General features: G+C 63.4%; 21 protein-coding genes. 2 read left to right on the top strand and 19 right to left on the bottom strand.

The annotated features are described in order from the left end of the window. Nucleotides 1–207 precede the first annotated feature (207 nt). From P8Q88_RS09615 to P8Q88_RS09605, 3 genes are read right to left on the bottom strand one after another with little or no spacing between them, the layout of a single operon-like run. On the bottom strand, nucleotides 208–1,644 hold the full coding sequence (locus P8Q88_RS09615) for an efflux transporter outer membrane subunit (protein ID WP_278323603.1): 1,437 nt from the start codon (nucleotides 1,642–1,644) through the stop codon (nucleotides 208–210). Continuing rightward, entirely contained in the window at nucleotides 1,641–4,907 is a 3,267-nt protein-coding gene (locus tag P8Q88_RS09610; protein ID WP_278323602.1) for a multidrug efflux RND transporter permease subunit, read from the bottom strand. Before P8Q88_RS09610 ends, P8Q88_RS09615 begins: the two co-directional genes overlap by 4 nt. Nucleotides 4,908–4,911: 4 nt before the next feature. Further along, nucleotides 4,912–6,078: an efflux RND transporter periplasmic adaptor subunit gene (locus P8Q88_RS09605; protein ID WP_278323601.1), complete on the bottom strand. Its 1,167-nt coding sequence runs from the start codon at nucleotides 6,076–6,078 to the stop codon at nucleotides 4,912–4,914. 94 nt (nucleotides 6,079–6,172) lie between these two features. Between P8Q88_RS09605 and P8Q88_RS09600 the strand changes: the two genes are divergently transcribed. After that, entirely contained in the window at nucleotides 6,173–6,784 is a 612-nt protein-coding gene (locus tag P8Q88_RS09600; RefSeq protein WP_278323600.1) for a TetR/AcrR family transcriptional regulator, read from the top strand. A gap of 448 nt (nucleotides 6,785–7,232) precedes the next feature. On the opposite strand, the gene P8Q88_RS09595 is transcribed toward P8Q88_RS09600, so the two are convergent. The 11 genes from P8Q88_RS09595 to P8Q88_RS09545 all read right to left on the bottom strand — a co-directional run bounded on the left by P8Q88_RS09595 (nucleotide 7,233) and on the right by P8Q88_RS09545 (nucleotide 20,156). Then, nucleotides 7,233–8,066 carry a hypothetical protein gene (locus tag P8Q88_RS09595; RefSeq protein WP_278323599.1) on the bottom strand — a complete coding sequence of 278 codons (834 nt, stop codon included), beginning with the start codon at nucleotides 8,064–8,066 and terminating at the stop codon, nucleotides 7,233–7,235. After that, a complete protein-coding gene (locus tag P8Q88_RS09590) occupies nucleotides 8,063–8,899 on the bottom strand; it encodes an META domain-containing protein (protein WP_278323598.1) in 837 nt (278 codons plus the stop codon). The genes P8Q88_RS09595 and P8Q88_RS09590 overlap by 4 nt, the downstream gene beginning before the upstream one ends. Next, the gene (locus P8Q88_RS09585) at nucleotides 8,896–10,695 is read right to left on the bottom strand and encodes a hypothetical protein (protein ID WP_278323597.1); all 1,800 of its coding nucleotides are present in this window, start codon (nucleotides 10,693–10,695) and stop codon (nucleotides 8,896–8,898) included. Before P8Q88_RS09585 ends, P8Q88_RS09590 begins: the two co-directional genes overlap by 4 nt. A gap of 130 nt (nucleotides 10,696–10,825) precedes the next feature. Continuing rightward, nucleotides 10,826–11,551 (bottom strand): hypothetical protein, encoded by a 726-nt coding sequence (locus P8Q88_RS09580; RefSeq protein WP_278323596.1) that lies wholly within the window; start codon nucleotides 11,549–11,551, stop codon nucleotides 10,826–10,828. Beyond that, a complete protein-coding gene (locus P8Q88_RS09575; RefSeq protein ID WP_278323595.1) occupies nucleotides 11,548–12,759 on the bottom strand; it encodes a hypothetical protein in 1,212 nt (403 codons plus the stop codon). Before P8Q88_RS09575 ends, P8Q88_RS09580 begins: the two co-directional genes overlap by 4 nt. After that, nucleotides 12,756–15,122: a hypothetical protein gene (locus tag P8Q88_RS09570; protein ID WP_278323594.1), complete on the bottom strand. Its 2,367-nt coding sequence runs from the start codon at nucleotides 15,120–15,122 to the stop codon at nucleotides 12,756–12,758. The genes P8Q88_RS09575 and P8Q88_RS09570 overlap by 4 nt, the downstream gene beginning before the upstream one ends. Next, nucleotides 15,119–16,393 carry a serpin family protein gene (locus P8Q88_RS09565; RefSeq protein ID WP_278323592.1) on the bottom strand — a complete coding sequence of 425 codons (1,275 nt, stop codon included), beginning with the start codon at nucleotides 16,391–16,393 and terminating at the stop codon, nucleotides 15,119–15,121. Before P8Q88_RS09565 ends, P8Q88_RS09570 begins: the two co-directional genes overlap by 4 nt. Next, entirely contained in the window at nucleotides 16,390–16,821 is a 432-nt protein-coding gene (locus P8Q88_RS09560; protein ID WP_278323591.1) for a hypothetical protein, read from the bottom strand. Before P8Q88_RS09560 ends, P8Q88_RS09565 begins: the two co-directional genes overlap by 4 nt. Continuing rightward, nucleotides 16,818–18,101, bottom strand: coding sequence for a hypothetical protein (locus tag P8Q88_RS09555; protein WP_278323590.1), 1,284 nt, complete (start codon nucleotides 18,099–18,101; stop codon nucleotides 16,818–16,820). Before P8Q88_RS09555 ends, P8Q88_RS09560 begins: the two co-directional genes overlap by 4 nt. A gap of 88 nt (nucleotides 18,102–18,189) precedes the next feature. After that, the gene (locus P8Q88_RS09550) at nucleotides 18,190–18,591 is read right to left on the bottom strand and encodes a hypothetical protein (protein WP_278323589.1); all 402 of its coding nucleotides are present in this window, start codon (nucleotides 18,589–18,591) and stop codon (nucleotides 18,190–18,192) included. A gap of 11 nt (nucleotides 18,592–18,602) precedes the next feature. Further along, nucleotides 18,603–20,156 (bottom strand): hypothetical protein, encoded by a 1,554-nt coding sequence (locus P8Q88_RS09545; RefSeq protein WP_278323588.1) that lies wholly within the window; start codon nucleotides 20,154–20,156, stop codon nucleotides 18,603–18,605. A 149-nt stretch (nucleotides 20,157–20,305) separates the two neighbouring features. On the opposite strand from P8Q88_RS09545, the gene P8Q88_RS09540 reads away from it, so the two are divergent. Beyond that, nucleotides 20,306–20,851, top strand: coding sequence for a hypothetical protein (locus P8Q88_RS09540; RefSeq protein WP_278323587.1), 546 nt, complete (start codon nucleotides 20,306–20,308; stop codon nucleotides 20,849–20,851). A 262-nt stretch (nucleotides 20,852–21,113) separates the two neighbouring features. Here P8Q88_RS09540 and arsH read toward each other — a convergent pair whose 3' ends face one another. The 5 genes from arsH to P8Q88_RS09515 are packed head-to-tail and all read right to left on the bottom strand — an operon-like array spanning nucleotide 21,114 to nucleotide 24,431. Beyond that, nucleotides 21,114–21,854, bottom strand: a complete 741-nt coding sequence (gene arsH, locus P8Q88_RS09535) for an arsenical resistance protein ArsH (protein WP_278323586.1) — start codon at nucleotides 21,852–21,854, stop codon at nucleotides 21,114–21,116. Between the two features lie 23 nt (nucleotides 21,855–21,877). Then, a complete protein-coding gene (locus P8Q88_RS09530) occupies nucleotides 21,878–22,201 on the bottom strand; it encodes a YnfA family protein (RefSeq protein WP_278323585.1) in 324 nt (107 codons plus the stop codon). After that, nucleotides 22,198–23,484, bottom strand: a complete 1,287-nt coding sequence (locus tag P8Q88_RS09525) for an arsenic transporter (RefSeq protein WP_278323584.1) — start codon at nucleotides 23,482–23,484, stop codon at nucleotides 22,198–22,200. Before P8Q88_RS09525 ends, P8Q88_RS09530 begins: the two co-directional genes overlap by 4 nt. Beyond that, entirely contained in the window at nucleotides 23,484–23,912 is a 429-nt protein-coding gene (gene arsC, locus P8Q88_RS09520) for an arsenate reductase (glutaredoxin) (RefSeq protein ID WP_278323583.1), read from the bottom strand. The genes P8Q88_RS09525 and arsC overlap by 1 nt, the downstream gene beginning before the upstream one ends. Then, nucleotides 23,913–24,431, bottom strand: a complete 519-nt coding sequence (locus P8Q88_RS09515) for an arsenate reductase ArsC (RefSeq protein WP_228167635.1) — start codon at nucleotides 24,429–24,431, stop codon at nucleotides 23,913–23,915. Between the last annotated feature and the right edge of the window lie 11 nt (nucleotides 24,432–24,442).

Below are 24,442 nucleotides of genomic sequence, written 5' to 3'. Positions count from 1 at the left end.
GGTCAGGCTAGGGTCGATGGCAGCTACGCGCCCCAATAACGGCCAATCCAGGGTTCAGTCGCCCAACCCAAGAGCTGCCTATTGTTGGGAACTAGAAGGATAAAGGACATCTGCGTAAGCTATGACTACTAAAAGGTTGCGGTGCTGAGCTCAGAGCAACCTTCCAATCATGAAGCGATTTTTTTCGATAACTCGGTCAGCCTTATATCATTTCGCCAATCCGCCGCCGAGCGCCACGAACAGGGTCGCACGGTTTTGCAGCCATGCGCGTTCGGTCGCGAGAAGCTGCTGGCGGGCGCTGAACAGGTTGCGTTCCGCATCGAGCACTTCGAGGTAGTCGGCCACCCCTTCGCGGTAGCGAAGGCGCGCGATGCGGGCGATCCGCTCCTGCGCGGTGACGGCGCGCTCCAGCGTCTCGACCTGCTCGGCGAGCCAGCGGCGGCCTGCGAGCGCGTCCGAAACTTCGCGGAATGCGCCTTGCACCGTGCGGTCGTAATTAGCGACCTGCTCGACTTCGAGCGCCTGCGCGAGATCGAGATTGGCTTCGCGTGCGCCCCAGTCGAAGATCGGCAGCGAAACGCTCGGCCCGAAACTCCAGCCGAGCGCATCGCCCGAAAACAGCCCGTCGAGGCTGCTCGAAGCAAGGCCTGCATTACCGGTGAGCGAGATCGTTGGGAAGAAGGCCGCCCGCGCCGCTCCGATATTGGCACGCGCGGCGCGCAGCTGTTCCTCGGCGGCGATGATGTCGGGCCTCACCAGCAGCAGATCGGACGGCAGACCCGCGGCCAGACGCCGCTTGTCGCCCTGCGCCTCGAGCGATAGTGGCGCGGGCAATGCCTCCGTCACGGTCCCGCCGACCAGCACTGCCAGCTGGTTGCGCAGCCGTGCGAGCGCAAGCCGCTCCGCTGCCAGCTGCTGTTCGGCCTGGGTGAGCAGCGTTTCCGCCTGCCGGTAAGGTAATGCCGAGGTCACACCATTGTCGAGCCGCAGTTTCGCGATCCTGAGACCCTCGCGGCGGCTTTCGGCAGTCTGCTCGGCGAGCGCGATCTGCTCCTCGGTTTCGACGATCTCGAAATAGGTGTTCGCGGTGTCGGCGATCAGCGAGAGGTAGAAGGCGCGCTGCGCTGCCACGGTCGCGAGATATTCCGCGCGTGCCGCTTCGCTCAGACTGGCGATGCGACCCCAGAAGTCGAGTTCGAACGCGCTGACCCCGACGCCGACGTCGAAGCGGTTGAAGGTCACCGACGATGGTGCGCCCGCGACATCGCCGGTATCGAGTGCGGGGTTCACACCCAGAGGCTGACGTGTGCGCGTGCCGCTTGCATCGGCGACAACGGTCGGCAGGCGGCGGCTGTCCTCGATCCGGTAACGAGCGCGGGCCTGCTCGATGCGCGCAGTCGCCGCGAGAAGGTCGCGGTTGTTCTCGAGCGCGCTTCCAATCAATTGTACGAGCCGCGGGTCGGCGAACCATTCGCGGTAGGACAGCTGCGAGGCGACGACCTCGCCGTCTGGACGGTAGTCGGGATCGAACGCCGGCGCACTCGCGAGCGGAGGCCGGGTATGCTCGGGCGCCATGCTTGCGCATCCGGCAAGCGCGGTAGTAGCAAGCGTAATTGCTGCACTGCGGGCGGCAAAACGGATCATGTCGTGGCCTCCTGCTCGTCCGGTCCGTCCAGCTTGCCTGCCAGCGGACCTTCGTGCTGGGGATTGCCCTCGTGCCCGCCGGTCGCGGTGGGCTTCCTGCGGCTGATGTTGCGCCGCACGAGCAGGTACAGCACGGGGATGAGGAAGATGCCGAGCACCGTCGCCGCGATCATGCCGCCCATCACCCCGGTCCCGACCGCGATCCGGCTTGCCGCCCCTGCCCCGCTTGCCAGCACCAGCGGAACCATGCCCATGGTGAAGGCGAGCGAGGTCATGATGATCGGGCGCAGCCGCAGCCGCGCCGCAGCCTTGACCGCCTCGATGCGCGAGAGGCCCCGTTCTTCCTCTTCGATGGCGAACTCCACGATCAGGATCGCGTTCTTGGCTGCAAGCCCGATGATCGTGATGAGCCCGACGTTGAAGTAGATGTCCGCCGACAGACCGCGCAGCATTGAGAACAGGACCGCGCCGAGCACGCCCATCGGCACGATCAGCAGCACGGCGAGCGGCACTGCCCAGCTTTCGTAGAGCGCCGCTAGAACGAGAAACACTATGACCACCGACAAGCCGAGCAGTAAGCCGATCTGGCCGCCCGCCTGCTTTTCTTCGTAGGAAATGCCGGTCCATTCGTAGCCGATGCCTGCCGGTAGCTGGCTCGCCAGCTCTTCCATCTCGGCAAGCGCAGCGCCCGACGATTCGCCCGGCGCGGCCATGCCGGACAGGGTCATCGCAGGATAGCCGTTGTAACGCGCGAGGCTTGCCGGAGCCGCCGACCACTCGGCGCTGGCAAAGGCGCTGAAGGGTACGAGCTCGCCCTGCGCGTTCGGAATGCGCAGCGAAAGCACGTCTTCGGGTGTCATGCGGTATTGCGCATCGGCCTGCACCAGCACCTGCAGCACCCTGCCTTCGCGGTTGAAATTGTTGGCGTAGGCCGAACCGAACGTGATGGAAAGCGCAGCGTTGACGTCGGCCAGCGCCAGGCCGAGCGCACGTGCCTGCACCCGGTCAATATCGACCGCAACCTGCGGGCTCGGGCCCTGATCTTCGGGCCGCAAATTGGCCACGACGGAGCTTTCCGACGCCATGCCGAGCAGCTGGTCGCGCGCTGACGTCAGCGCCTCGCGCCCGACCCCGCCGCGGTCCTGCAGCTTGAGCGTAAAGCCGCTCGCCTGTCCCAGCGACTGGATCGCGGGCGGCTGAATGACAAAGGCGATCGCTTCGTCGATCTGGCCGAACTGTCCCATCGCCTGCCCGAGTATCTCGGCTGCACCGCTGCCTTCGGCGGTGCGCTCGTCCCACGGCTTGAACGCCGCGAACATTAGTGCGTTGTTCTGCCCCTGCCCGAAGAAGCTGAAACCGCGCACGACGACGAGGTTCTCGACCTCCTCGCGTGCCAGCCAGAAGTCGGTGATCGGCTCCAGCGCCTCATCGGTACGCTCCTGCGTCGCACCCGGCGGCGCCTGTACCGCGGTGATGAGATAGCCCTGGTCCTCGGTCGGCAGGAAGCCCGACGGCAGCCGCGCGAACAGCAGGACCGTGACGACGGCAAGCGCCGCGAACACGGCGAACCCGCGCCACGGTCGCGAAAGGACCCGGTCGTTTGCGCGCCCGTATTTCTCCTGCATCCGTGCGAACCAGCGGTTGAACCCGGCGAAGAAATTGGCAGCCCGGTAGCGTGTGCGCGCCAGCATTCCGCGCCAGCCGGGCTGCGCTTCAGCTTCGGCGTCACGCGCTGGGCCCTCGGCATGGTACTCGCCTTGTGCAATCGGCTTCAGGAACGTCGCGCACAGCGCCGGGGTCAGCGACAGCGCGAGGAATGCGGAGAAGAAGATGGCGATTGCCAGCGTGACGGAAAATTGCCGGTAAATGCCGCCGGTCGATCCGGGGAAGAACGCCATCGGCACGAACACCGCGATCAGGACCAGCGTGATGCCGATGATTGCGCCGGTAATCTGCCCCATCGCCTTGCGCGTCGCCTCGAGCGGGGGAAGGCCTTCCTCGCGCATGATCCGCTCGACGTTCTCGATGACGACGATGGCATCGTCGACGAGGATGCCGATCGCCAGCACCATGCCGAACAGCGAAAGGACGTTGATGGAAAAGCCGAACAGCCACAGGCCGAGACAGGCGCCAGCCAGCGCGATCGGCACGACCAGCGTCGGGATCAGCGTCGCGCGCCAGTTCTGCAGGAACAGGAACATGACGAGGAAGACGAGGACCATCGCCTCGACCAGCGTCTTGACCACTTCCTCGACCGATGTCTCGACGAAGGGCGTCGTGTCGTAAGGCACCGACCAGGTCACATCGCCCGGAAGCCCTGGTGCGATCTCTTCCATCCGCTCCTTGACGCCTTCCGCCGCCGCCAGCGCATTCGCGCCGGTCGCCAGCTGGATCGCCATGCCCGCCATCGGCTTTCCGTTGAGTTCGGTCGAGGTGGCGTAGCTTTGCGCGCCGATCTCCACCCGCGCGACTTCGCCGAGACGCACCACCGCCGCGCCGCTGTCGGCGCGCAGGATGATATTCTCGAACTCTTCTACGGTGGAGAAGCGCCCGTCGGTCGCAATCGTGGCGGTTATCTGCTGCCCGCCTTCGAGCGGCTGCGCCCCGATCGCACCCCCTGCGGTCTGCGCATTCTGCTCGCGAACGGCGGCAAGAACGGCACTAGGCGACAGGTTGTAGGCCGCCAACGCCTCGGGATCGAGCCAGATGCGCATGGCATATTCGGAGCCGAACAGCGTCACGTCGCCGACCCCGTTCACCCGGCGCAGTTCGTCGACGACCCGGGTCGCTGCGATATTGCCGAGATCGGTGGTGTTGTACTGCCCGCTCGGCGAGGTCAGCGCGACGATCAGCAGGAACCCTGCATTGGCCTGCCGCACGGTAATGCCTTGACGCCGCACCTCTTCCGGAAGGCGCGCCTCGACCGTGCTGAGGCGGTTCTGCACCTCGGTCTGCGCGATGTCGATGTCGGTCCCCGCCTCGAAGGTCAGCGTGATCGACGCGGCCCCGTTCGAACCGCTGGACGAGGACATGTAGAGGAACCCCTCCACCCCGTTCAGCTGCTGCTCGATTACCTGCGTAACATTCTGTTCGAGCGTTTCTGCATCCGCGCCCGGATAGATGACGTTGATCGCGAGCGATGGCGGCGCGACTTCGGGATACTGCTCGATCGGAAGGGCGCGCAGGGCGATAAAGCCGGCGAGCAGGATACCGAGCGAAACGACCCATGCGAAGATGGGGCGGTCGATGAAGAAGCGCGCCATGTCTCTAGTTCGTCTGTCCGGCTTTGGTTGGCGCGGGCGATGCGGCAGGCCGCTGTCCGGTCGGGGCGCGCATGATCTTGACCGGCGCGCCGGGGCGGATCTTCTGCAGATTGCTCACGATCACGCGGTCGCCCGCCTTGAGCCCGCTTTCCACGATCCAGTTGCCGTTCACCATCGCGCCGAGTGTGACCTGGCGAACCGTCGCCTGCCCCTCGCCGTTGACGACGAACACCGTGCCGCCCTCCTCGGTCAGTGAAACCGCGCGCTGCGGCACGGTCAGGCCGTTCTGCACCTCGCCGGCGTAGATCTGCGCGCGGACGAACTCGCCGGGAAGTAGCAGTCGTTCGGGGTTGGGAAATTCGGCGCGCAGTTCGACAGTCCCGGTTTCCTGATCGACCGAGAAAGCGAGGAAGTCGATATAACCCGGCACCGGGTATGCTGTCCCGTCACTGAAGGTGAGGCGGACCTCGACCTGGTCGTTCTCGTCGAGATCGATTTCGCCCGCCGCGATGGCGCGGCGCAGGCGCAGCACTTCGCTCGCGGCCTGCGCGAAGCTGACGTAAACCGGAGAAATCTGTTCGATGGTGGTCAGCAGCGTTCCATCGGCCTGGCTGACGAGAGCGCCCTCGGTAATCTGCGCGCGGCCCGCCCGCCCGGCAATCGGCGCGCGAACGGTGGTGTAGCCGAGCTGTAGCGAGGCCGCATCTAGCTGCGCCCTGATCTGCGCAACATTCGCTTCCGCTTCGCGCGCGGCGGCCACCGCGGCATCGTACTCCTGCCCGCTGATTGCGTCCTCCGCCACGAGCGGGCGGTAGCGCTCGACCACCGCGCGGGCGTTGGCTGCCGTAGCGCGTGCGCGGGTCAATGCGGCCTGCGTCTGGTTGTAACTGGCCCTGAGCTCGCGCGGATCGATCCGGAACAAGGGCTGCCCCTCGCGCACGTCCGTACCTTCCTGATAAGACCGCTCCTGCACGATACCGGTGACGCGAGCCCGCACTTCGGCGGTGCGCACCGGCTCGACCCTGCCCGGAAGCTCGATCACGTTCGGAACGGTCTGCTCGGTTACGGTCACGACCCGCACGGGGACTTCCTGCGGGGCTGCCTGCTCTTCGGACTGCGAGCAGCCAGCAAGCAGCAGGGCGGCCATAAGGCTTTGGAACAGGAACTTCATCGATGGCCGCTTTCAGTCAGCTATTGTGCAGGTGCGAAGGTGTAATAGGTATTACACCATTGCCTCGCAAGGCTGTTTCATGGAGTCTCGCAAAATGTTTTCCGCTGCCGAATGCTGCCGACTGGACCGCCGCCGGCGCGCGTTGATTGAAGCTGCCCGGCAGCTTTTTGTTGAGCAAGGCTATGAAAAGACTACGCTAAGCGAAATCGTAGACCGAGCCGGCGGGTCGCTCGCGACGGTCTACAAACTGTTCGGCAACAAGGACGGCTTACTTGAAGCTGCGGTTTTTGAACGAACTTCCTCAGGTGACGACATCGTGCGTCAGGCTATCAACGAGGGGGGAGACCCTGCCAAGATACTTCACTGTATCGCGGCTTCGTTCGACGCCCATTTCCTCGACGCAGAAACCGTTGCTTTGGTAAGGATTGTAATTGCGCGCAGCATGAGCGACCGTGCGTTTGCCCGTACATTCTTCGAACAAACTGCGACGCGCACACGCTCCGCACTCGAAAATATGTTCGAGACTTGGCGTAGCCGAGGCATCGCGATGAACGGATCGCCCGCGCTGCTTGCGGAAATTTTTCTAGCGCAATTTGTCAGTGACGTTCACGCAGAAGCCATTAGTCATGGTCTGGGAATTTCGCGAACTCCCGAGCGCCTTCATGCCCGTACGGATTTTTTCATTGCCGGTGCAGGACTGAGTTAAGATAAATACCATCGAGAATTCCGATGATGATTGCCTTTCATTATCACATTTTTCCAATTTTTCTTCGCACCGATACAGATAGGCACGGAGGGTCTGCTCTCCATCTCGTCACGAAGTTATTGCCTAGGGCGGCATCTTTGGAATTAGGGATATCTCGCAAAGTGACTTGCGGATTATCCGCTTTAGGATAGCGCCGTCAAATTCGCGATGCTCGCAATAGGGTACGTTTGCCGAAAGGCGGCTTTCCGCGCCAAGCCTCTTAAAAGCGGACTGACCGCAATCGGCCACTTTGCCGTCGGTCGGCAACGCGCCCCAGTTCCGGTCATTCGAAGCCTTTTCGTTATCGCTCAAAAGCGGACATCAATTCAGGTTCATGCAGACCGATGGGAATGGTGGCAGGCGCGAGACGTAGTGCCATCCTCTTTGATGCCAAGCCGCCCATACTGCCTCAGAATCCCCAGAACCGGTTGCAGTCGATTGGGTCGAGGTCTGGATCGCGCAGGCGCCTATCGGCATCCCGCTGCGCCCGCTCCATGGCGCAGGCATTGGCGCGCCGCAGGATTTGCTGATCGGTCGCGCCGCTGCGTTCGCCATAGCGACGCAGGGCAGGACCGAAGCGTTCGGGCGAGGCGAATGGATTGCTGACAGTCGCGACGCCGACCACCTTGTGTCGGCCGCAAGCCTCGGCAAGTTCGGATGGCGCGTCATAGGGCTCGGTGAACCATCCGGTCTCTGCCAGAAGGCCCACACGCACGCTGCCTATTCTGTTCGGATCGTAACGCGACCCGAACGCGAGATAGCCTTGCTCGTCGATCTCGAGCGCCACGCCAAAAGGAAACTGCACCAGTGGATCGCCATCCCCCTCGCGGTCCAGGAAGAAGCAACCGTCGCGCAAAACGATGACGTGCTCACTGGCAAGGTCGAGCACGTCGCCCGCCGGTTGGCGATCCTGCGGGAATGCCCTGACATAATAGGATAGCTCTGCCTGCATCGCTGGACGCACGAGTTGCGGCTCGGCTTCCACTGGATCGGGCGGCCATTTCTCGTCGAGATCAGTAAACGGTGCCGGAAGCGGCGCTTCGAGGATCGTCAGGCGACCGGTCGGCTCTTTCGTGGCGCCATGCGGGATTTCCGTGGGCTCGACGCACGCCGCAGTGTATCTACCGGATTCCATTATGATCCTGCCGTTTTCGTCAAGGGTGCACAGTAGTGCTTCGTCGTCGGTCCGCGAACAGGCGGTACCCAGCGCGACGAGAAGCAGTAGCAGGGAAACCCGCATCATGGCGCCCTGTCTCCCGTAAGAACATGGTCCCCGCCTGCAATAATCAATTCGCCATTGGGGCCGACGAGGTAGCGCGGCCCGGACCGCATGAGCTCGGCGAACGCGTCATCGAGGGCAACATGATCATCCCGGCAATTCTGTTCGGTGCTGGCGATTTCATCATCGACGATCAGGCGCCCGTTGCCAGTTTCGTATGTGCCGAACAGCGTCGCGCATGATGCAAGCCCCTGCCATGTCTCCGAGGCAAAACGCAGATGCCGTTCGTCAGGACTGGAACTGGCGGTTTCGCCGTCGATCGCGCGGATTATCCAATCCGTGTCGGCCAGCGCCTGGCCCGGCGGATTTGCGACGGGAATACGCATCGGGTCTGGCGAGCGGCTTTGGCCGGTTTCACTGTCCATGCGGGTGAGTTCGATGAAATGATCGTGGGAGCGCAGGCGCAGTGTATCTCCGGACAGACGGACCTGAGGATAGGCGCGGAACAGCTCGGCAATCGCTGCCTCCCACTCCCCCGGGCGACCCGCGCAGGTCATTGCATCGCCACCCCAACTGTGAACGGCGATGCGCCCTTCGGCATAAAAGGCCGTGCCGCCAAAGGCGTTGCAGCCGACGGAGCCGCCCGCCGCATCGGCCGAGAAGGCCAGATATGGCGCCGGCTCCGACACCGGCAGAGTCTCGCCGTCGATCCGCACGATCCGCCAGCTTCCCTCGACCACTGCCAGGTCAGGGATGGTGGCCGCCGATCGATTATCCGCCGGATCGGCGGCCTGATCGTCGGATGTCGGATGACAGGCGCAAAGGGCTGCCGACAGGAGCAGCGCGAAACGTCTCATCGCAGCATCGGCTTTAGAATGACGTCGCCGCCGGGCAGCGGGACGGTGTAATCGGGATTGATCGGGCAGGTGCTCAAGCAGATAACGTCTGGGAAGCTGTGCTCGTCGATCCAGCGCACCACCTCGGCCACCGCCGGCTCGGTGATCGGGGTGCCGTCTGGCGCGTTCCCCGGACAGGCGACCGCATTTGCATAAACCGTCCAGCCCGCTTCCGATCGCGCCCTCCCGACTGGCGTGCAGCCATCGAAATAGGCTGTAACCCCGCCATAACCGTGGGGATGGCCAAAATTCGTGCTGCCGTCGTATTCGATCCAGAGACGGGTCGGATCGGCCAGTTCGCGCTCCCCGATACGGGTAATGAAATAGCGACGTACTGTCGGGTTGCCGAAATTGTCGCTTGGCCGCGGGGGGGCGAGCTCGGCCATTCTGTTGCCGACCGAAATCGCCAGCGCGCGCGCTTCTTCCACCGACGTTCCGGCAAAGGAGGCAGACCCCAGCACATCGACGCCCGCCACCGCCTCGGCCAGCCTGCCATCTTCTATCCGCATTAGCGGTAATGTCATCTGGACCACGCGGGTGTCGAACGACGGTGGATTACCTTCCATCAGGCTGCGCGCCAGATAGCCTGTGCGACTGGCCAGCAACACCACTTCGGCCCCCGGTTCCGGCGTGATAACAGGCGAGCGACTCTTGCCGTCCAGCGCGGGCATGCGCACGAGCAGCAGGTCACCCGTCTGCCTTCCGCCGCGCCAGCCTTCCCGCACGCGATAGAGATAATCGAGCGACAATCCGTCGCCGCGATCGACCGGACGAATTCCTTCGAGCACCGCGCGCACGACGATGGGTGCGATGGCGAAGTTTTCGGCGAGGGTCTGCGAAGTGCCACCTGCCGCGGGAACCACCCCGGCGGATTGCGCCTGTGCATATTGCCAGGAAGAAAGCCCTGCGAAAGCGAGGGCGCGGGCATCTGCGGATTGTTCGACACCCGGCTGCCCCTCTCCGCCGGTCCCGATGGCCCGCAGGGCGATGCCATCGCGCAGTTCCGGCGCCATGCGCGCTGCTGCTTCGGCCAGCTTCGCAGCCCATGGATGCGGTGCGATGGCCTCGGCATCGACGCCAAGTTCCGGGTAGCGCGCGGCAGGCACGAGCGTCGCCCGCTCTCTGCCGATCCTCACCGTCGTGCGGGTCTCGACCGGGTCGGCGCGGTAGGTGGCTTCCGAACCGAGCTTCGCCAACTCGTCGCCCAGCGTCCGGACACGGCAGGGCTCGCTTATCCGATGGTATGAGCCACCCGTGCGGACCTCCCCGTCGCGATCGGTGAGCCATCCATTAGACGCAAAGTCGCAGTTTTCAGCATCGACTTTGTATTCTGGCCCAAAGGTGACGTGGGTTAGCTCCTCACCGCGATAGGGCCTGCCGCGCCTGTCCGCGAGCAACCATTCCCCGCGCACGAAATCGTCGCGCGGCATAGTCGCAGCCACGTCGACCTTGGCGAACACCCATGTCTCGCCGCCGCGTTCGATCCGGATGGTGTCGTCATCGACCGCCACGATGCGCACTTCGCCTGCATCGAAAGGGGCGAGCCGCGCCTGCGGATGGCAACGCTCCGCAAGGAGTGTGTAATCGTCCAGCGCGTATCGCCCGTCGCCCAGGTCGCGCAGCTGGCCCTGTGTCAGTTCGCAGCCGCTGCCAAAGGAGAACATCGGGCTCCAGATGGTGAGCCGGTCTTTCGGCGAGACACCCGGGCCGGACACCGGCCGCCATTCGCCATAAAGCGCCTTCACCGCATCGGTCATGGGTGCGAGTGCCTCCTGTCCGGGTGGAGGTGGCGCAGGAGGCAAAGGCATATTTGCCGGTTCGCGCGAAGGGGCGGAAGTCGCGCAACCGATCAGTAACAGTGGCGCTGAGAACACAAGCAAAGCAATTTTATACCTCATCGGCATATTCCTTGCAGAGCTCCTCCCCCCCGGGTGGTCTGGGAGCCGGTGGAGGGGGTGGCGCCGCCGGTCGCAACTGTTCCGGACCAGGCAGCGGAGCGGGCGGTGGCGGAATGATCGAGCTGTCGGGGCGATAGCCGGGCGGTTGCACGAATTCCGGCGGCGGCGGCGGAAACATCAGCGCGCATTCTTGGCTTGCCTGGCGCATCGTCACACTGGCGAGGGTCTGCAACACCGCGTCGCAATCATCGTCGGAATAGCAAGTGCCCCAGAAGATCGGCTCTTCCTCTTCCCGCCAGATCGCCACTGCCGCACTTTCCGTTCCGCCATAATGGTTAGTGATGAGATAGCGCCTGCCGCCATCGTCCAGCATCTTGCGAAAGGCGGGCCTGCCGTTGATGGTGATGGGCTCGCCCCACTCGTCGTCCCACATTGCCTTGCCAAAATGATCGAGGACGTAATCGAAACGCAGGGTGCCTGATCGCCAGACCGCATGCACGCTATCGTCACCCAAAGGGCATTCGCTGGCACGGTTGGGGCAGGTTTCCGTGTCGCCCTCGAACTCCAGACCGACCGGGAAAAAGAAGCTCATTGCGCCAAGGGAAATGCCTGAGGACGGTGTGATTTCCGGCTCTGGAACGACAATGTCGCTCGGCTCGCCGCATGCGGCCAGGACAGCACACAACACGATCGAGACCGCCGTTGTTCGTCTCACGGCAGCGTTCCTTGCCGGTTGCCCGCGCCGCCGTTGAGCAGCCAGATATCGCGCTCGATCCTCTGCATGGTGGCGAATGTGTCTGCTTCGTCTGTGCCGTTCACTTGTGGCAGCCGATCGAGCTCACGGTCGAGCGGGGCGATACGCGACACGAAGGGCTGGTCGGCCAGGGCGTGCGGATCGCTCGCCACTTCGAGGGCAATGAGGCGCGGCGTGCCTGTCGCCTGCTGCACATCGCGCACCGAGCGGGTGAAGGCTTGCGCGACTTCATAGCCGAGCCCGGTGCCGTAGTTTTGCATCGGCGAGAGCTTCTGCCGAAGGAACTCCGCTGCGCCGTGATGCGGATCGCCGATGCGGCCACGCTGGCTCTGGGCGAGATAGTCAGCTGCCCTGGCCAGCCACGGCGAGGTCTGTTCATGCGGTGACGGGCGGACCTCTTCGATGAAATCGCCGCGCGCATAATAGGCCGCGCGGATCGTTGCCCCTGCGGCGCGCAGATCGCGCTCGACACGCACCGGATCGCTCCCCGGTGTGAGGTAGAGCAATTCCTGCGCCTCTTGCGGCGCAGCGGCGGCCATACGCACCGACCAGAGCCAGAAATCATCGTCCGACAAGGTCACCGGCACATAACCGAAGGCGGCGTGGTTGGGCGAAGCTGTCTTGCCGTTGCTCATCGTCAGACGATTGAGCACCCGGCCCTCCGCATCGCGCAGAACAACGTAGAAGCGCCCGGTTTCGGCCATAAGCGCAGGCGGGCTGCAACTCGTCAGCCCGATCGGTGGCGGCGGCGGATCGCCCGTGGCTCGCGGGAACAGAAGGGTCGGACGCTCTTCCAGATAGCTGAACGGCGTGACCTGCCCGGTCTCGCTGGTAAAATGCTGCAAGGGGGCGTTGAATATCCGCTGTTTGTCAGGCGAGAAGGTCAGCGGGTTTCCGAATACGGTGAAGCGGTCGGCGCTGTTGCCCTTGAAGCGGGCGATGGTGCGAAGGGTAATGATGCCGGTGGGCCGCGCATCCATTGCCCGGGTTCCGTCATCTTCGACCAGAACCAGATCGGCATAGGTCGCGGCGGCCAGCATCTCTTTTGCGAAATACTGGCCACTGGCATAGCCGACCTCTTCAGGGCGCTGCGCGTAGACGCAGGCCTGCGCCGCTTGCGGCAGCGCCAGAGCGGCAAGCGCGGCGGTCGCCAGAACCAAGCGCATCATTCCTCTTCTCCCGATTGTTCGAGGCCAAGAGCGCGCTGGATCGGCGCGATCCTCTCCCGCAATTCATCGAGAGCAATTGGTTCGGCATAATTCGTGACCGGATGCGCAACGCCCTCCGCATTGATCCGCGATGGTGCCATCCAGCCGACCGCAACGTACCAGTCCCCGTCGCTGCGCGCCGCGCCTTCGCCGCCCTGAACATAGGCGGCATGGGTGTAGAGCGCGTCGCTCAGATACAGAATCCAGCGCGATCCCGGTTCCAGCGAAGTCGGCAAGCCGGGCAGCAACGACGGTTCATCATTGCTTTGCCCATAGCGGGTCACGCCCGCCTCATCGGTCCGTTCGCCCGAGGCAAGCCGCTGGCGCAATTCCTCGCCCGGCCTGGCATCGCCCTTCAGGACCTCTACCACACGCCAGCGCACCGTGGAGGCAAAGCCGTCGCCGCCCGCATCGGCGAGGTCGATGGCAACCGGTTCGGCCACGACGATATCGGTGGCGGTGAGAGCGCGCTTCTCGATCGTCTGGCGCCCGTTCATGTCTGCCAGTGCTTCGATGGGATCGAAGCCGGCGGCGCGCAATGTCTGGATTTCCTGTAGTGTATAGCCGCTGGCGATCAGCCAGTGCGTCTGCTGGAGCGAGCCGGCCCTGGACGGTTTGCGTGCCACCCAGATGCTGGAGTTGTGATCGGTCGGCGAAGGCTCGGGCCGCATGATAGGCGTTTCTTCCACCAGCGCGCGGATAGTGGCGAAGTCAGGATGCGCTTCCAGCGGATACCAGATCGCTTCGGGATCGCGGCGCAGCGGAATATCCTGCCGGTAGATCGCGCTCTGATTGTCCGCCATGATCCGTACCAATGGCGGAAAGGTGATCTTGCCCGCCACCGCTGCTTGCGAGAGCGCGGCGAGGTCTACAGGATAGAGGTCAACAAAACCACCGATTTCCTCGATACTTACCCGCGCCTCCAGCCCGGCAGCCTCGATCTGTGCGGCAATGTCCGCTCGCGCAGCCTCCAGCGCTGTCCCGCCTTGCGACACGACCTGCCCGGTGACGAAGGGGCGCAGTGTCTCCGGCACCAGTTCATCTCTGGTCAGCGCGTCCGTGTGGAACATATGCGCGGCGCCCTGATCCTCGTTGACATAGATGCTGGCAATCACATCGCCATGTTCGGCAAGCGCCTGCGCCCGCCACGCCTTCAGTTCGGCCACCCGTGCCATATCGGCGGCATAGTCTGCTTCGGCAGCCGCGCGGCTGCCGAGTTCCTGCGTGCGACCAGCGACGGCGGCATCGCGTCGCTGCTTGTCCCACACTTCGCGCGCGACGATGCCGCGTACGACGCGATAGGGGCCGGGGCAGCCATCCGCGCCCACAACATCTTTCGGTGGCGCGACCTCGCCCGGTTGCAGGCCCATCAGTACTACATCGCTGTCGGCAAAGACCTTTGCGCCGGAAAAGCGGTTCATCACTGCTACCTTGCCGGAATCGGTCAGGTCGAGCGCCATGCTCTGTTCCCAGACCGCAATTCTGGGCGCCTCGCCTTCGGGGGCCAGCCACAAGCACCCGTCGCGCAATTCGAGGCGTGCAGGCACGTCGGGCACGCGAACCAGCGTACTCGGCATGCCATCGGTGCGGTAGGCGAACTGAGGGAAACCCTTAACCCGCGCATCGCCGGGTGGAACGGGCGGCGCAGCGATCGGAAACGGATCGGGTTCCTCGAACACCACGAAGTTGGGCAGTTCAATCTCGCCGCGCGCCGCCGCCTGTCGGATCGGGTCGGAACTCTGGCCCAGTCGGACCTCGATCTTGCCTGAGCTCTCGTTACCTCCCATCGTGAACCAGGTTATGCCCAGAGCATCGAGATCGCGCGTGAGCTGTTCCTGTGCCGCGCGCAGTTCAGTGAGGCTCGGTCCGGGGCGATCGACCGGGACATAAAGCGGATCGCTGGTGTATTTCGCCAGTGTCGACGCCGCATCGCGGGTGAAGGCGACCATCACGCCATAGGTTGGGCGATGCTGGATCCAGAGCCCTGCGAAGGTGTCACCTTCCTTTTCGTGGAGGGTCTGTGCCAGCAGACCGAGGGAATCGTCCGGCGCGGGTGGCGGAGGCGGTGGCCCCGGCTCGGTGCGCGGGCCGATGGCGCCGCGGTTCTGGATTTCCATCCGCCGCTCCGCCTCTTCCACGCTGACACAATAGGCGCGCGCATACCAGGCGTTCTCGGAGAACTCGCCGTTGTAGTTCTCGATGGCCTCGATCTCTTCCGCCGTCAGGTTAGGGCAGGTTTCGGTGAGCGGTTTCTCATCCTGCGCGGAGGCGGGTGATGACATGGCAAGCGCCATTGCGCTCGCGCCAAAGAGATAGCGGATCATTGTGTCTGCTCCACCGGGGTCGGGTCGGCAATGCGACCGAAAAAGATCAGCGCCCCGCTGGCGCGGTCGCGGATGGTGAGAAGGAATGGCCGGTCGACGATCATCCGGGGCAGACCGTCGGGCAGACGGCGTGAACCGGTAACGACGATCTTCACCGCCGTTACCGCTGCTGCCTCGGTGCCTTTTTCATCGACCCGCAGGAAAGTGGCGTGGGCGACATCGTCAATCGCGAGCGGTGTGTCGGCCATTGCCCCGAAATCGGCACAGGTCGGCGAAAAGGCGCAGGGCATCCCGGCTGCGATCAGCGCGGCTTTGACGCTATCGTCGAAACGCGCCTCGAAACGCGGCAGGCGCAGCAGGATTTCGCGTTCTTCCGCAGCGCCCAGATCGAACTTCGCATCGCTGCCCTGCATCGAAAGATCAAACGATCCGGCATTCAGATCCCGCTCCCACCGGCGCAGGGTTGCCATATCACGCGGCAGGAACACGTCCATGACGTAGCGCCCGTCCTTGCCATAGGGCAATTGCACGGCCTGCCCTTCGCGCGTCTCGCGATAGGCCATCGGCGCGATCCGCTCCATCATGTAGATCGGCATTTTAGTGCCATCGCCGCGCGTGAATTCGCCCGTGGAGCCATCCTCGAACGGCACCGACCAGTCGGCCTTGAACCACACCGCATTGGTCAGCACGGCAGCGGTCAGATCGTTGAACCCGCTCGCATCGACAATCTTCGTGATCCGCTCGCGGGTCTGTTCGCTGACCCAGCCATTGATCGTGTCGGCAGAGCCTGCCGGATCATCGCCGAAATCGACCTGCCGGACTGTGGCACTGAAGCCGTTCTTCGCCGCGCGCAGATAGTCCGGGGCAAAGGTGAGTTCGTCCGACAACCAAAGCGCATTGGCGACCGACAGCGAAACCTTGTCATCGCCGGTGCGTGTCAGAAAACGGTCGTAATCCTTCACCAGCAGTTCGGGCGGGCTTGCCGCATCCCAGCCCAGCAGTTCGCGCATCTCCGCTTCGGTCTGCCCGCGCGCACCAGGCAGCGCGAGGCCCAGCCCCTCGCTGAGCGACAGCGGTGAGATAAATAGGTTGTCGTTCGGCTCTGCTGCCTCGGCCAGCTTCGGATAGAGCCGCGCGGCGAGCCGAGCCTGTCCTGCTGTGATGTCATGCGGGATAGCCTCGGAAGATGCAGTCGGCCCGGTCTGCGCTGGCACGGTCGTACAGCCGGCTGCAAGCGCCAGCGGTGCCAGTGTGAGGAGAATTCGTTTCATCGATCCTGTTCCTCTTCTGAATAGGGATCGGGAGGCGGTTCGGTCGGGAAGCTGTTGACCACCATCGCGACGGTGGGTGTCTTGCAGTTCAAAGCGGCAGCCTGCTCGCGCGACAGGAACCCGGCGCTGAAGCTCACGTGCTCGCCCAGCTTGTAGGAAACATGCCCGTTCGACAGGGTATCTGCGTTCAGTTCGAAACTGTCGGGCATCACCAGACCCGTTTCCCCGCCCCCCGGCGACGTAACGAACAGGCAGCCGTCCATGTAACCGAGCGTGCCGCCGACGCCTTCCGCATAGGGTACCTCGTTCGGTGAGGCATGTCTTGTGTCGAAAGACAGCGATGGAGCATCGATTGCCTGCGGTTTCTGATCGCACCCGGCCAGCAGAGCAGCTGCCATCGGGGCAAGCGAAAGAATGAGGCGTTTCATCGATCCTGCTCCAGAAATTCGACCAGCCATTCGGGCAGTGGTCGCAGATAGCCTTCAGGGGTTCGGCAAAGACCGGCGCTGATGCTGCTGCCGGGCGGGCATTCGGACGGGTCCATCACCGGAGGTGGCGGAGAATCCGCCACCATTGCGCCTGTTATCGGTGGTTCCAGGATACCACCGGGAGTGGTCCTCCGATTGACCTCGCCCCGCGCATCGAGCCAGTCGAGCGCACGCTCCGCCTGCCGCGCATCGAGGCCAAATCGGTCCTGCAACGCACGCATCGCATTGGCACGGTCGGTCACACTCCTCTGCGTATCGCCCGCCGCCGCGCTTGCCAGCCCTTCCACCTTGATGACCTTGCCTGGCCCGCAGGCGGCGTGGATCGGATCGACCAGCTCAGGCGTGGTCACTTCCTGGATCGATCCCATGAACTCGACCGCTTCGCCCACGCGCGCGTATCCGGGATGCTCGCCACTGCCGAAAGCGAGGTAATTGTTGCTATCGACGAACAGCTTTGCGCCGAACGGGAACAGCACCAGCGCATCGTCCCTGTCGGCGGCGCGGAAGCAGCCGTCCTTCAGGACCACGGTCACGCGGCTGTTTATTGCGTGCAACGCGCCTGCAAGGCGATCGTGTCGGGGGAAGATACGCAGATAGGGCGCGACTTCGTCCGGAACCGCCTGATCCTGCGTAGCCGGGCGCGGCGGGTTGACCCGGGGCACCATCGGCGTTGCGTGAAAGACCAGCTCAACCGGTTCGGGAATGGTCACTCCCTTGCGCTTCACCAGCGCCCGGAATTCTTCTTCCGAGACGCTGATCTCGACAGTGGCGACCTGCGTGCCAACACCGGTTGACTGGATCACGCGATCTTCGCGGAACGTTTCCCACATGAAATCAGCGGCAGCCCTCAGTTCCTCCTGTGACCAGCGCACGGTTTCGCCGCGAAAGGTCGGGTTTGTGCTATACTTGCGCAGCGTGGCCGGGCCATCGCGCAGAAATTCGAAGACGACGCCGAGTTCGCCCTCATTGTCATAATGCAAGGTCTGGAAGTTTCCGCGCTCTTCCCGGCGCAGTCGTTCAGCCAGCGCCTGCACTTCGTCCATCACGCTGTTCTGGTAATCGCCGACGCGCATGAATTCCGCGTCCGCCGCATCCTGTTCGGCCGTGCGCGGTGCGGGCGCCGGAGGTTCGACCGGATCAAATGATGCAGGCGGCGCGGACAGGATCGTGGCAAACCCACCTTCCCCGATTTCCGCGTAAAACGGTAAGCCATCGGACAATGGCGCGATGCAGCGTCTTGCGAAGCGCAACCGGCAAGACCGGCGGTCAGCAATCCGACGAGCGCAGTGGAGATGAAGTTTCGCTCAGTCATCCTTCCAGAACTTCCATGTTTCGCAGCCGCATGATGTCGTCTTTCGGGCAGGCCGCAGGGATCGTAACTCCATAGAAACGCTCGATATCCGAAATCGGCCATCCCTTTGCATTCTCGCGCAAAAAGCCCCCTCCGCCGCTAATGCGTTGACCGAAGGAAATATCGTTGCCGGAATGTGGGTCGTGCAGCCCGTCGCCCGACGGCAGCAAGGTTACACCCGGATCGAACAGAACGGCCGAACTGCGGCGATCGCCCTTCACGACCACGCAGCCGCGCACCACCTCTAGTTCGCCGCGAAACAGTGCCTCCCCGGCAAACGCAGGCCGCGCGATGGTGATCAGATGCGGCGAGGAGGGCGCGCTCTGGCATGCGACAACTGGCACCACCAGCACGGCCACGAACAAGTGCCTCACCAGTCTGCGGGCTGGCTGCATGCGAATATCTCCGGCCCGGAATGAAGGTATATCGGTCCATCGCGATTGGGGAAGATCCACAGATCCTTCACCCCTTCACGCGCAGCGACGATGCGCTTGCCGGGGATCACCATGCCTTCGTCAATGAAGCCGTTGGGGTGATCCCACAGCGCCGCGCCTTCATCGGCCCAGAAGATCATATTGGAATCGCGGTTGGTCGCGATCAGTTCTCTGGGTCGTCCGGCAGGGTCGTGTTCCTCGAACCGGCATACGCCGTTACGGGTCGGCATCAGCTTCTTGGGAGGCGATGGAGGGAAAAGAGGTTCGGTGGCGGATTCTGACTGCATTGCGGGCAGCAGGGGCGGCGGCGGCGGCGGGTTTACGGGGTTGCCCCAGATGCCGAACCGCTTGGCGCATTGTGTCGGATGTTCCCGACCGCCGCGCAGGCGATTGTCCGCCATGGTCTGCTCCTGCGCCAGCAGGCATTCGTTTACGCGGCGCATGGCCTCGGCGCTGCTGATCCCTTCGCGGTCGCGATATTCGCGCACGGCGAACCAGTCATTGCCATATCCCGCCGCCTGATCGAGTGAAGTCACGGCCACAACCCTGTGCTCGCCACATGCCGCAATCAGTTCCCCCGGGGGGTCATTCACCTGACCACGATAGCCAAGCTGCAAGCGTGTCCCGACTCGTCCGAACCGGCGGGTATCGGTTGTAACACGGGGCCGGAAGGCGAGGTGTTCCTGCTCATCGCGCCAGACACCAGTCTCGAACGGAAACAGGACGAGCGGGTCATCATTCCCTTGCTCGTCGATGAAGAAACAGCCGTCACGCAGCACGATGGCATCGAAGGTAGCCAAGGCCGGAGGAGGAATAGAGGTTATCTCTGCCTGCGCAAAATAGCGGATCTGGCCTGCCACATCGGGTGCGACCCGCGGTAAATCGGGATTTGCGCGCGGTTCGAACCGTAACAGCAGGTTGGCCGGGAGCTTCCAGCCCCTCTTCTCTCGCAGCGTGTCGAATTCAGCGCGCACCATGAAAATGGATAGCCAGGGCACGCTCATGTTGCCAAATCCGGCAGAGGCGATTTCCGGTCCGATACGCTGTTCCCACTCGCGCACGATCCGGTCCTGATCGGAACGGGAAAACCCGGCCCGCTCAGCAGAGAACAAGGGGTCTGAGGTATAGCGCGCGAGCGATGCTGGCGGGTCGCGTAAGAAAAATGCTACCCCGCTCACCGTGCCAAGGCCGTCATTGTCCGGCCCATCCTTCCAGCGCCATTCGATCCCACCGAAATTGCCAATCTCGCCCTTCTTCAGCCTGCGCAGCATAGGCAGGTGGCGCTGTTCAAGCCTGTCGGCGAACCGGTGCCGCCGGTCCTCAATAGTCGGAGTGTAGCCGGCAGGGCCAAGGGTCGTGATCGGCGTATAGGGCGGAGCTTCCAGAATGGTGGCATAGTCGTCCGCGGAGGCGGCCCCGCGTTCCTCGCTTGAGCCTTGAGCAGAGCAAGCCGCCAGACTGGCGCACAGGGCAACAGCAAGCCGAATCAATACACCATCTCCCAATGTGACGATGTATCATGGAGCTTTCTCGCTGAACGGCACTGAAACGAAATGCTTTCCGAAAAGCAAAAGCTTCCGCTTATGTTGGAATTTCCGGATCCGGGATAATCCGTTGAGTGTAGCCTCCTTGGACTGCTATGTTTTCGATCATGAAGAGCTCTCGCTTCATCTGGCTGGTTACAACTATTGCCGCAATCGTAATTGTGGCCGGGGGAAGCTGGTATGCTTTTTCGCCCAGGCTGGCGATTGCAGCACTCAGCGATTGGGAAACTGCGCCCGAAGAGTTGCTCGCTCTATTCGACCGGGCGCGCGTGCGAGCAGCCTTCGAGAATCAGATGTTGCCTCAGGTCGATACCTATGAGCCGCCCTACACTAAGGACGTCATTCTGGATGCGATGTCGGACCCGCGTGCAGTGCGGATGTTCGTCAACGAACCTTATGGCGAATGGCAGTTCGCAGCCGCCGCCGGACTGCCCGCAGATTTTCCCGAGGAAGAGCCCGCCGGCCCCATGCCCCGCATAATGGAAACCACCGATAGCTGGTCGTTCGACTGGTCTGGACTGAATACAGTTGTGGCGACACCGTCGGGCCGCAACGAAACAAGCGGCAATAGCTATCGCTTCGAACGGGATGGACTCAGCTGGCACCTCGTAGCAATCGAACTCACAACAGACATTAGGTGATCCGCTCACCTGTAAGTGCTTCCCATTGACCTCCCCGAAAACCAGAAGCGCCGAAGAGCTGCGCTTCCAGGGTCTGGTTTCGGATTAGAGTTACGACGGCATCTACATCGGTAGTTGGGATCGCTTCCAGAATGACGGCTTTCTGCAATTTGGGAATTGAAAGGCGACAGTCCCCTCACGGCCCCCAAGCGGCCGGTCAGCAGCGCGCCCCGTTTCAGTCTCTGGGGCCATCGCGTCGCACGCCCATAGGCGGTCATTACGATCAAGATAAGGCGATCGAGGATATATCCGTCTTAGAATCGATGACGCGCCCGGACTCCTTGCGCTCCGAATATCGGTCCACGAGCTGCTTGGCATGCGGGCGCAGCAGGACTGTGAAGCGGACCAGTTCCTCCATGACGTCCACGATCCGATCGTAGAGCGAGGAGGGTTTCATGCGGCCAGCCTCGTCGAACTCCTCGTATGCCTTTGGCACGCTGGACTGGTTCGGGATGGTGAACATCCGCATCCAGCGCCCAAGCAGCCGCAGTGTATTGACGGTGTTGAACGACTGCGAGCCGGCAGATACCTGCATGACCGCAAGGGTCCGCCCCTGGGTCGGTCGCATGCCTCCGATACTAAGCGGCAGATGATCGATCTGTGTCTTCATTATGCCCGTGATCTGGCCGTGCCTTTCGGGGCTGCACCACACCATGCCCTCGGACCAGAAGGCATGCTCGCGCAGTTCGTGGACGGCGGGATGGTCATCGCCACCCACCTGATCGGGTAGCGGCAGGTCGGAGGGATCGAAGATGCGCGTCTCCGCGCCGAACAGCTGGAGCAAGCGAGCAGCTTCCTCGACCGCGAGGCGCGAATACGAGCGCTCCCGCAGAGAACCGTAGAGCAACAGGATGCGCGGCGGTGGCTGGTCGGCACCGAGACCTTCGGCAGGGCGGGCATGGATGAAGGCGGGGTCGAGCGCCGGAAAGCTGTCGGGATCGGGCAAGGGTCGCAGACGGGACAAGGAAATTCTCCAAATTTGGGTCGTCAGCCGCGGGGGCCGAACAGGATGATGGCAGCGCCGGCGAGCACGACCGCGCCGCCGACGAAGTCCCACCGGTCGGGGGTGGTGCCTTCGACAGTCCACAGCCACAGGAGCGACGCGGCAACATAGACCCCGCCATAGGCTGCGAAGGCGCGACCGGCAGCGTCGGTCGGCACGAGAGTCAGCAGCCAGGCGAACAGGGCCAGCGACACCATTCCGGGCAGCAGCCACAAGGCGCTCTTCTCCAGCCGCCACCATGCCCAGAATGCGAAGCAACCGGCGATTTCGAACAGCGCCGCGAGCGGATAGACGAGGAACAGCTTCATGCGAGGCTCAATCGCAGTGCGAGGGCGGCCAGGGTTGCCAGCAGGATCGGCGTGGTCAGTGTGATGCCGACGCGGAAGTAATAGCCCCAGCCGATCTTCACGTCCTTCTGTCCCAGCACATGCAGCCACAGCAGGGTCGCGAGCGAACCGATCGGCGTGATCTTTGGCCCGAGGTCGCAGCCGATGACGTTGGCGTAGATCATGGCGTCACGAACCGGGCCGGTGGCACTCGTGGCATCGATCGACAGCGCGCCGACGAGGACGGTCGGCATGTTGTTCATGCCCGAGGATAGCACCGCGGACAGAATGCCCGTTCCGAAGGCCGCACCCCATATGCCGCCCTCGGCCGAGCGCTCCAGCACCCCGGCGATCGCAGTGGCAAGCCCCGCATTGCTCATGCCGTAGACGACCAGATACATGCCGAGCGAGAAGATCACGACCTGCCAGGGCGCTTCGCGGATCACCTGGCCCGTAGGGATGACGTGGCCGCGCGCAGCTATCGCGATGAGCGCCAGCGCGCCGACGGCAGCGACCGCGCTGATCGGCACGCCAAGAGGATCGAGAACGAAAAAACCGATCAGCAGCAGGGCCAGCACCACCCAGCCGGCGCGGAAGGTCGCTCGGTCATGGATCGCTTCTGCCGGAGCGCGGAGCTGTGCGACGTCGTAGCTGGTCGGAATGTCCTTGCGGAAGAACAGCAGCAGCGCTGCCAGCGTAGCCACGATAGCCGCCAGGTCGACTGGCACCATGACCAGCGCATACTCGCCGAACCCGATATCGAAGAAGTCCGCCGAGACGATATTGACGAGGTTCGACACGACCAGCGGCAGGCTCGACGTATCGGCAATGAACCCTGCCGCCATGACGAAAGCCAGCGTCGCTTTGGCGTTGTATCCCAGCGCCCGGAGCATCGCGATCACGATCGGGGTCAGGATCAGCGCCGCGCCATCATTGGCGAAGATCGCGGCAACACCTGCACCCAGCAATACCACGAGCACGAATAGCCAGCGACCGTCGCCGCGCCCCCACCGCGCCACATGGAGCGCAGCCCATTCGAAGAACCCGGCACGATCGAGGATCAAGCTGATCAGGATCACCGCGACGAAGGCGCCGGTGGCGTTCCAGATGATGTTCCACACCACCGGGATGTCGGCGAGCGAGATGACGCCGGTGGCAAGGGCGAGCAGCGCTCCGCCGATCGCGCTCCACCCGATGCCGAGCCCGCGCGGCTGCCAGATCACCATCGTGATGGTGACCACGAAAATTGCAACCGCAAGCAGCATCAGGCGATACGTTCGCCCGGCGCGTCCACGACCTGCTCGCCGTCTTCCTTGGTGAAGGCGCCCAGCTGGGGGCTTGGCAGAATGTCGAGCACCGCCTCTGACGGACGGCACAGGCGGACGCCGAGCGGGGAGACGACAACTGGACGGTTGATCAGGACCGGGTGCTCCATCATCGCGTCCACCAGCGCTGTATCGCTCAGGCTCTCATCGCCGAGGCCCAGTTCGGCATATGGCGTGCCCTTTTCACGCAACAGCGCACGGGGGGTGGGCCCAGCGCGCTCGATCAGGCTTTCGAGCATGGCGCGCGAAGGCGGCGTCTTCAGATACTCAATAACATGCGGCTCGAACCCGGCGTTGCGGATCATCGCCAGCGTGTTGCGCGAGGTGCCGCATTCGGGGTTGTGGTAGATCACGATGTCGGTGGTCATTCAGGATTCCTTGGCCTTGGCGCTGGCGCCTTCTTCGCGGCCGATGGCGGCCAGCTTGCTGCGCACAGACATTTCGTCGATGCTCTGGAGCGGGAGCATCAGGAACAGCTCGATCCGGCGTTTAAGATAGCTGAGCGAATCGACGAAAGCCTGCCGCTGGCCATCCCCTTCGACTGCGGCGGGATCCTCTACGCCCCAATGCGCGGTGAGCGGCTTGCCTGGCCATACCGGACAGCTCTCGCCCGCAGCGTTGTCGCAGACAGTAAAGATGAAATCGAACTCCTGTGCGCCGGGCTTGGTGAACTCGCTCCAGTTCTTCGAGCGCAAGCCATCGGTCGGATAGCCGAAGCTATCGAGCACCTCGAGCGACATCGGATGCACGTCGCCCTTGGGCTGGCTGCCTGCGCTGTAGGCACGGAAGCGACCTCCGCCCATCTTGTTCATCAGCGCTTCGCCCAAAATCGAGCGAGCCGAGTTGCCCGTGCACAGGAACAGGACATTGTAGGGTTGGTCAGCCATTGCCTGCTCCT

Origin of the sequence: Qipengyuania marincola (genome assembly GCF_029688625.1) — a bacterium.
Taxonomy (GTDB): domain Bacteria; phylum Pseudomonadota; class Alphaproteobacteria; order Sphingomonadales; family Sphingomonadaceae; genus Qipengyuania.
Note: the sequence above shows the minus strand (reverse complement) of the source record. Positions and strands in the feature narration are given on the sequence as shown.

Excerpts from the sequence above, each read along its gene's own strand:
- P8Q88_RS09610 (WP_278323602.1), bottom strand. The coding sequence starts at position 4,907 with ATGGCGCGCTTCTTCATCGACCGCCCCATCTTCGCATGGGTCGTTTCG.
- P8Q88_RS09525 (WP_278323584.1), bottom strand. The coding sequence starts at position 23,484 with ATGCTGCTTGCGGTTGCAATTTTCGTGGTCACCATCACGATGGTGATC.
- P8Q88_RS09540 (WP_278323587.1), top strand. The coding sequence starts at position 20,306 with ATGTTTTCGATCATGAAGAGCTCTCGCTTCATCTGGCTGGTTACAACT.
- P8Q88_RS09605 (WP_278323601.1), bottom strand. The coding sequence starts at position 6,078 with ATGAAGTTCCTGTTCCAAAGCCTTATGGCCGCCCTGCTGCTTGCTGGC.
- P8Q88_RS09595 (WP_278323599.1), bottom strand. The coding sequence starts at position 8,066 with ATGATGCGGGTTTCCCTGCTACTGCTTCTCGTCGCGCTGGGTACCGCC.
- P8Q88_RS09590 (WP_278323598.1), bottom strand. The coding sequence starts at position 8,899 with ATGAGACGTTTCGCGCTGCTCCTGTCGGCAGCCCTTTGCGCCTGTCAT.
- P8Q88_RS09615 (WP_278323603.1), bottom strand. The coding sequence starts at position 1,644 with ATGATCCGTTTTGCCGCCCGCAGTGCAGCAATTACGCTTGCTACTACC.
- P8Q88_RS09560 (WP_278323591.1), bottom strand. The coding sequence starts at position 16,821 with ATGAAACGCCTCATTCTTTCGCTTGCCCCGATGGCAGCTGCTCTGCTG.
- P8Q88_RS09515 (WP_228167635.1), bottom strand. The coding sequence starts at position 24,431 with ATGGCTGACCAACCCTACAATGTCCTGTTCCTGTGCACGGGCAACTCG.
- P8Q88_RS09585 (WP_278323597.1), bottom strand. The coding sequence starts at position 10,695 with ATGACCGATGCGGTGAAGGCGCTTTATGGCGAATGGCGGCCGGTGTCC.
- arsC (WP_278323583.1), bottom strand. The coding sequence starts at position 23,912 with ATGACCACCGACATCGTGATCTACCACAACCCCGAATGCGGCACCTCG.
- P8Q88_RS09570 (WP_278323594.1), bottom strand. The coding sequence starts at position 15,122 with ATGATCCGCTATCTCTTTGGCGCGAGCGCAATGGCGCTTGCCATGTCA.
- P8Q88_RS09565 (WP_278323592.1), bottom strand. The coding sequence starts at position 16,393 with ATGAAACGAATTCTCCTCACACTGGCACCGCTGGCGCTTGCAGCCGGC.
- P8Q88_RS09575 (WP_278323595.1), bottom strand. The coding sequence starts at position 12,759 with ATGATGCGCTTGGTTCTGGCGACCGCCGCGCTTGCCGCTCTGGCGCTG.
- P8Q88_RS09530 (WP_278323585.1), bottom strand. The coding sequence starts at position 22,201 with ATGAAGCTGTTCCTCGTCTATCCGCTCGCGGCGCTGTTCGAAATCGCC.
- P8Q88_RS09600 (WP_278323600.1), top strand. The coding sequence starts at position 6,173 with ATGTTTTCCGCTGCCGAATGCTGCCGACTGGACCGCCGCCGGCGCGCG.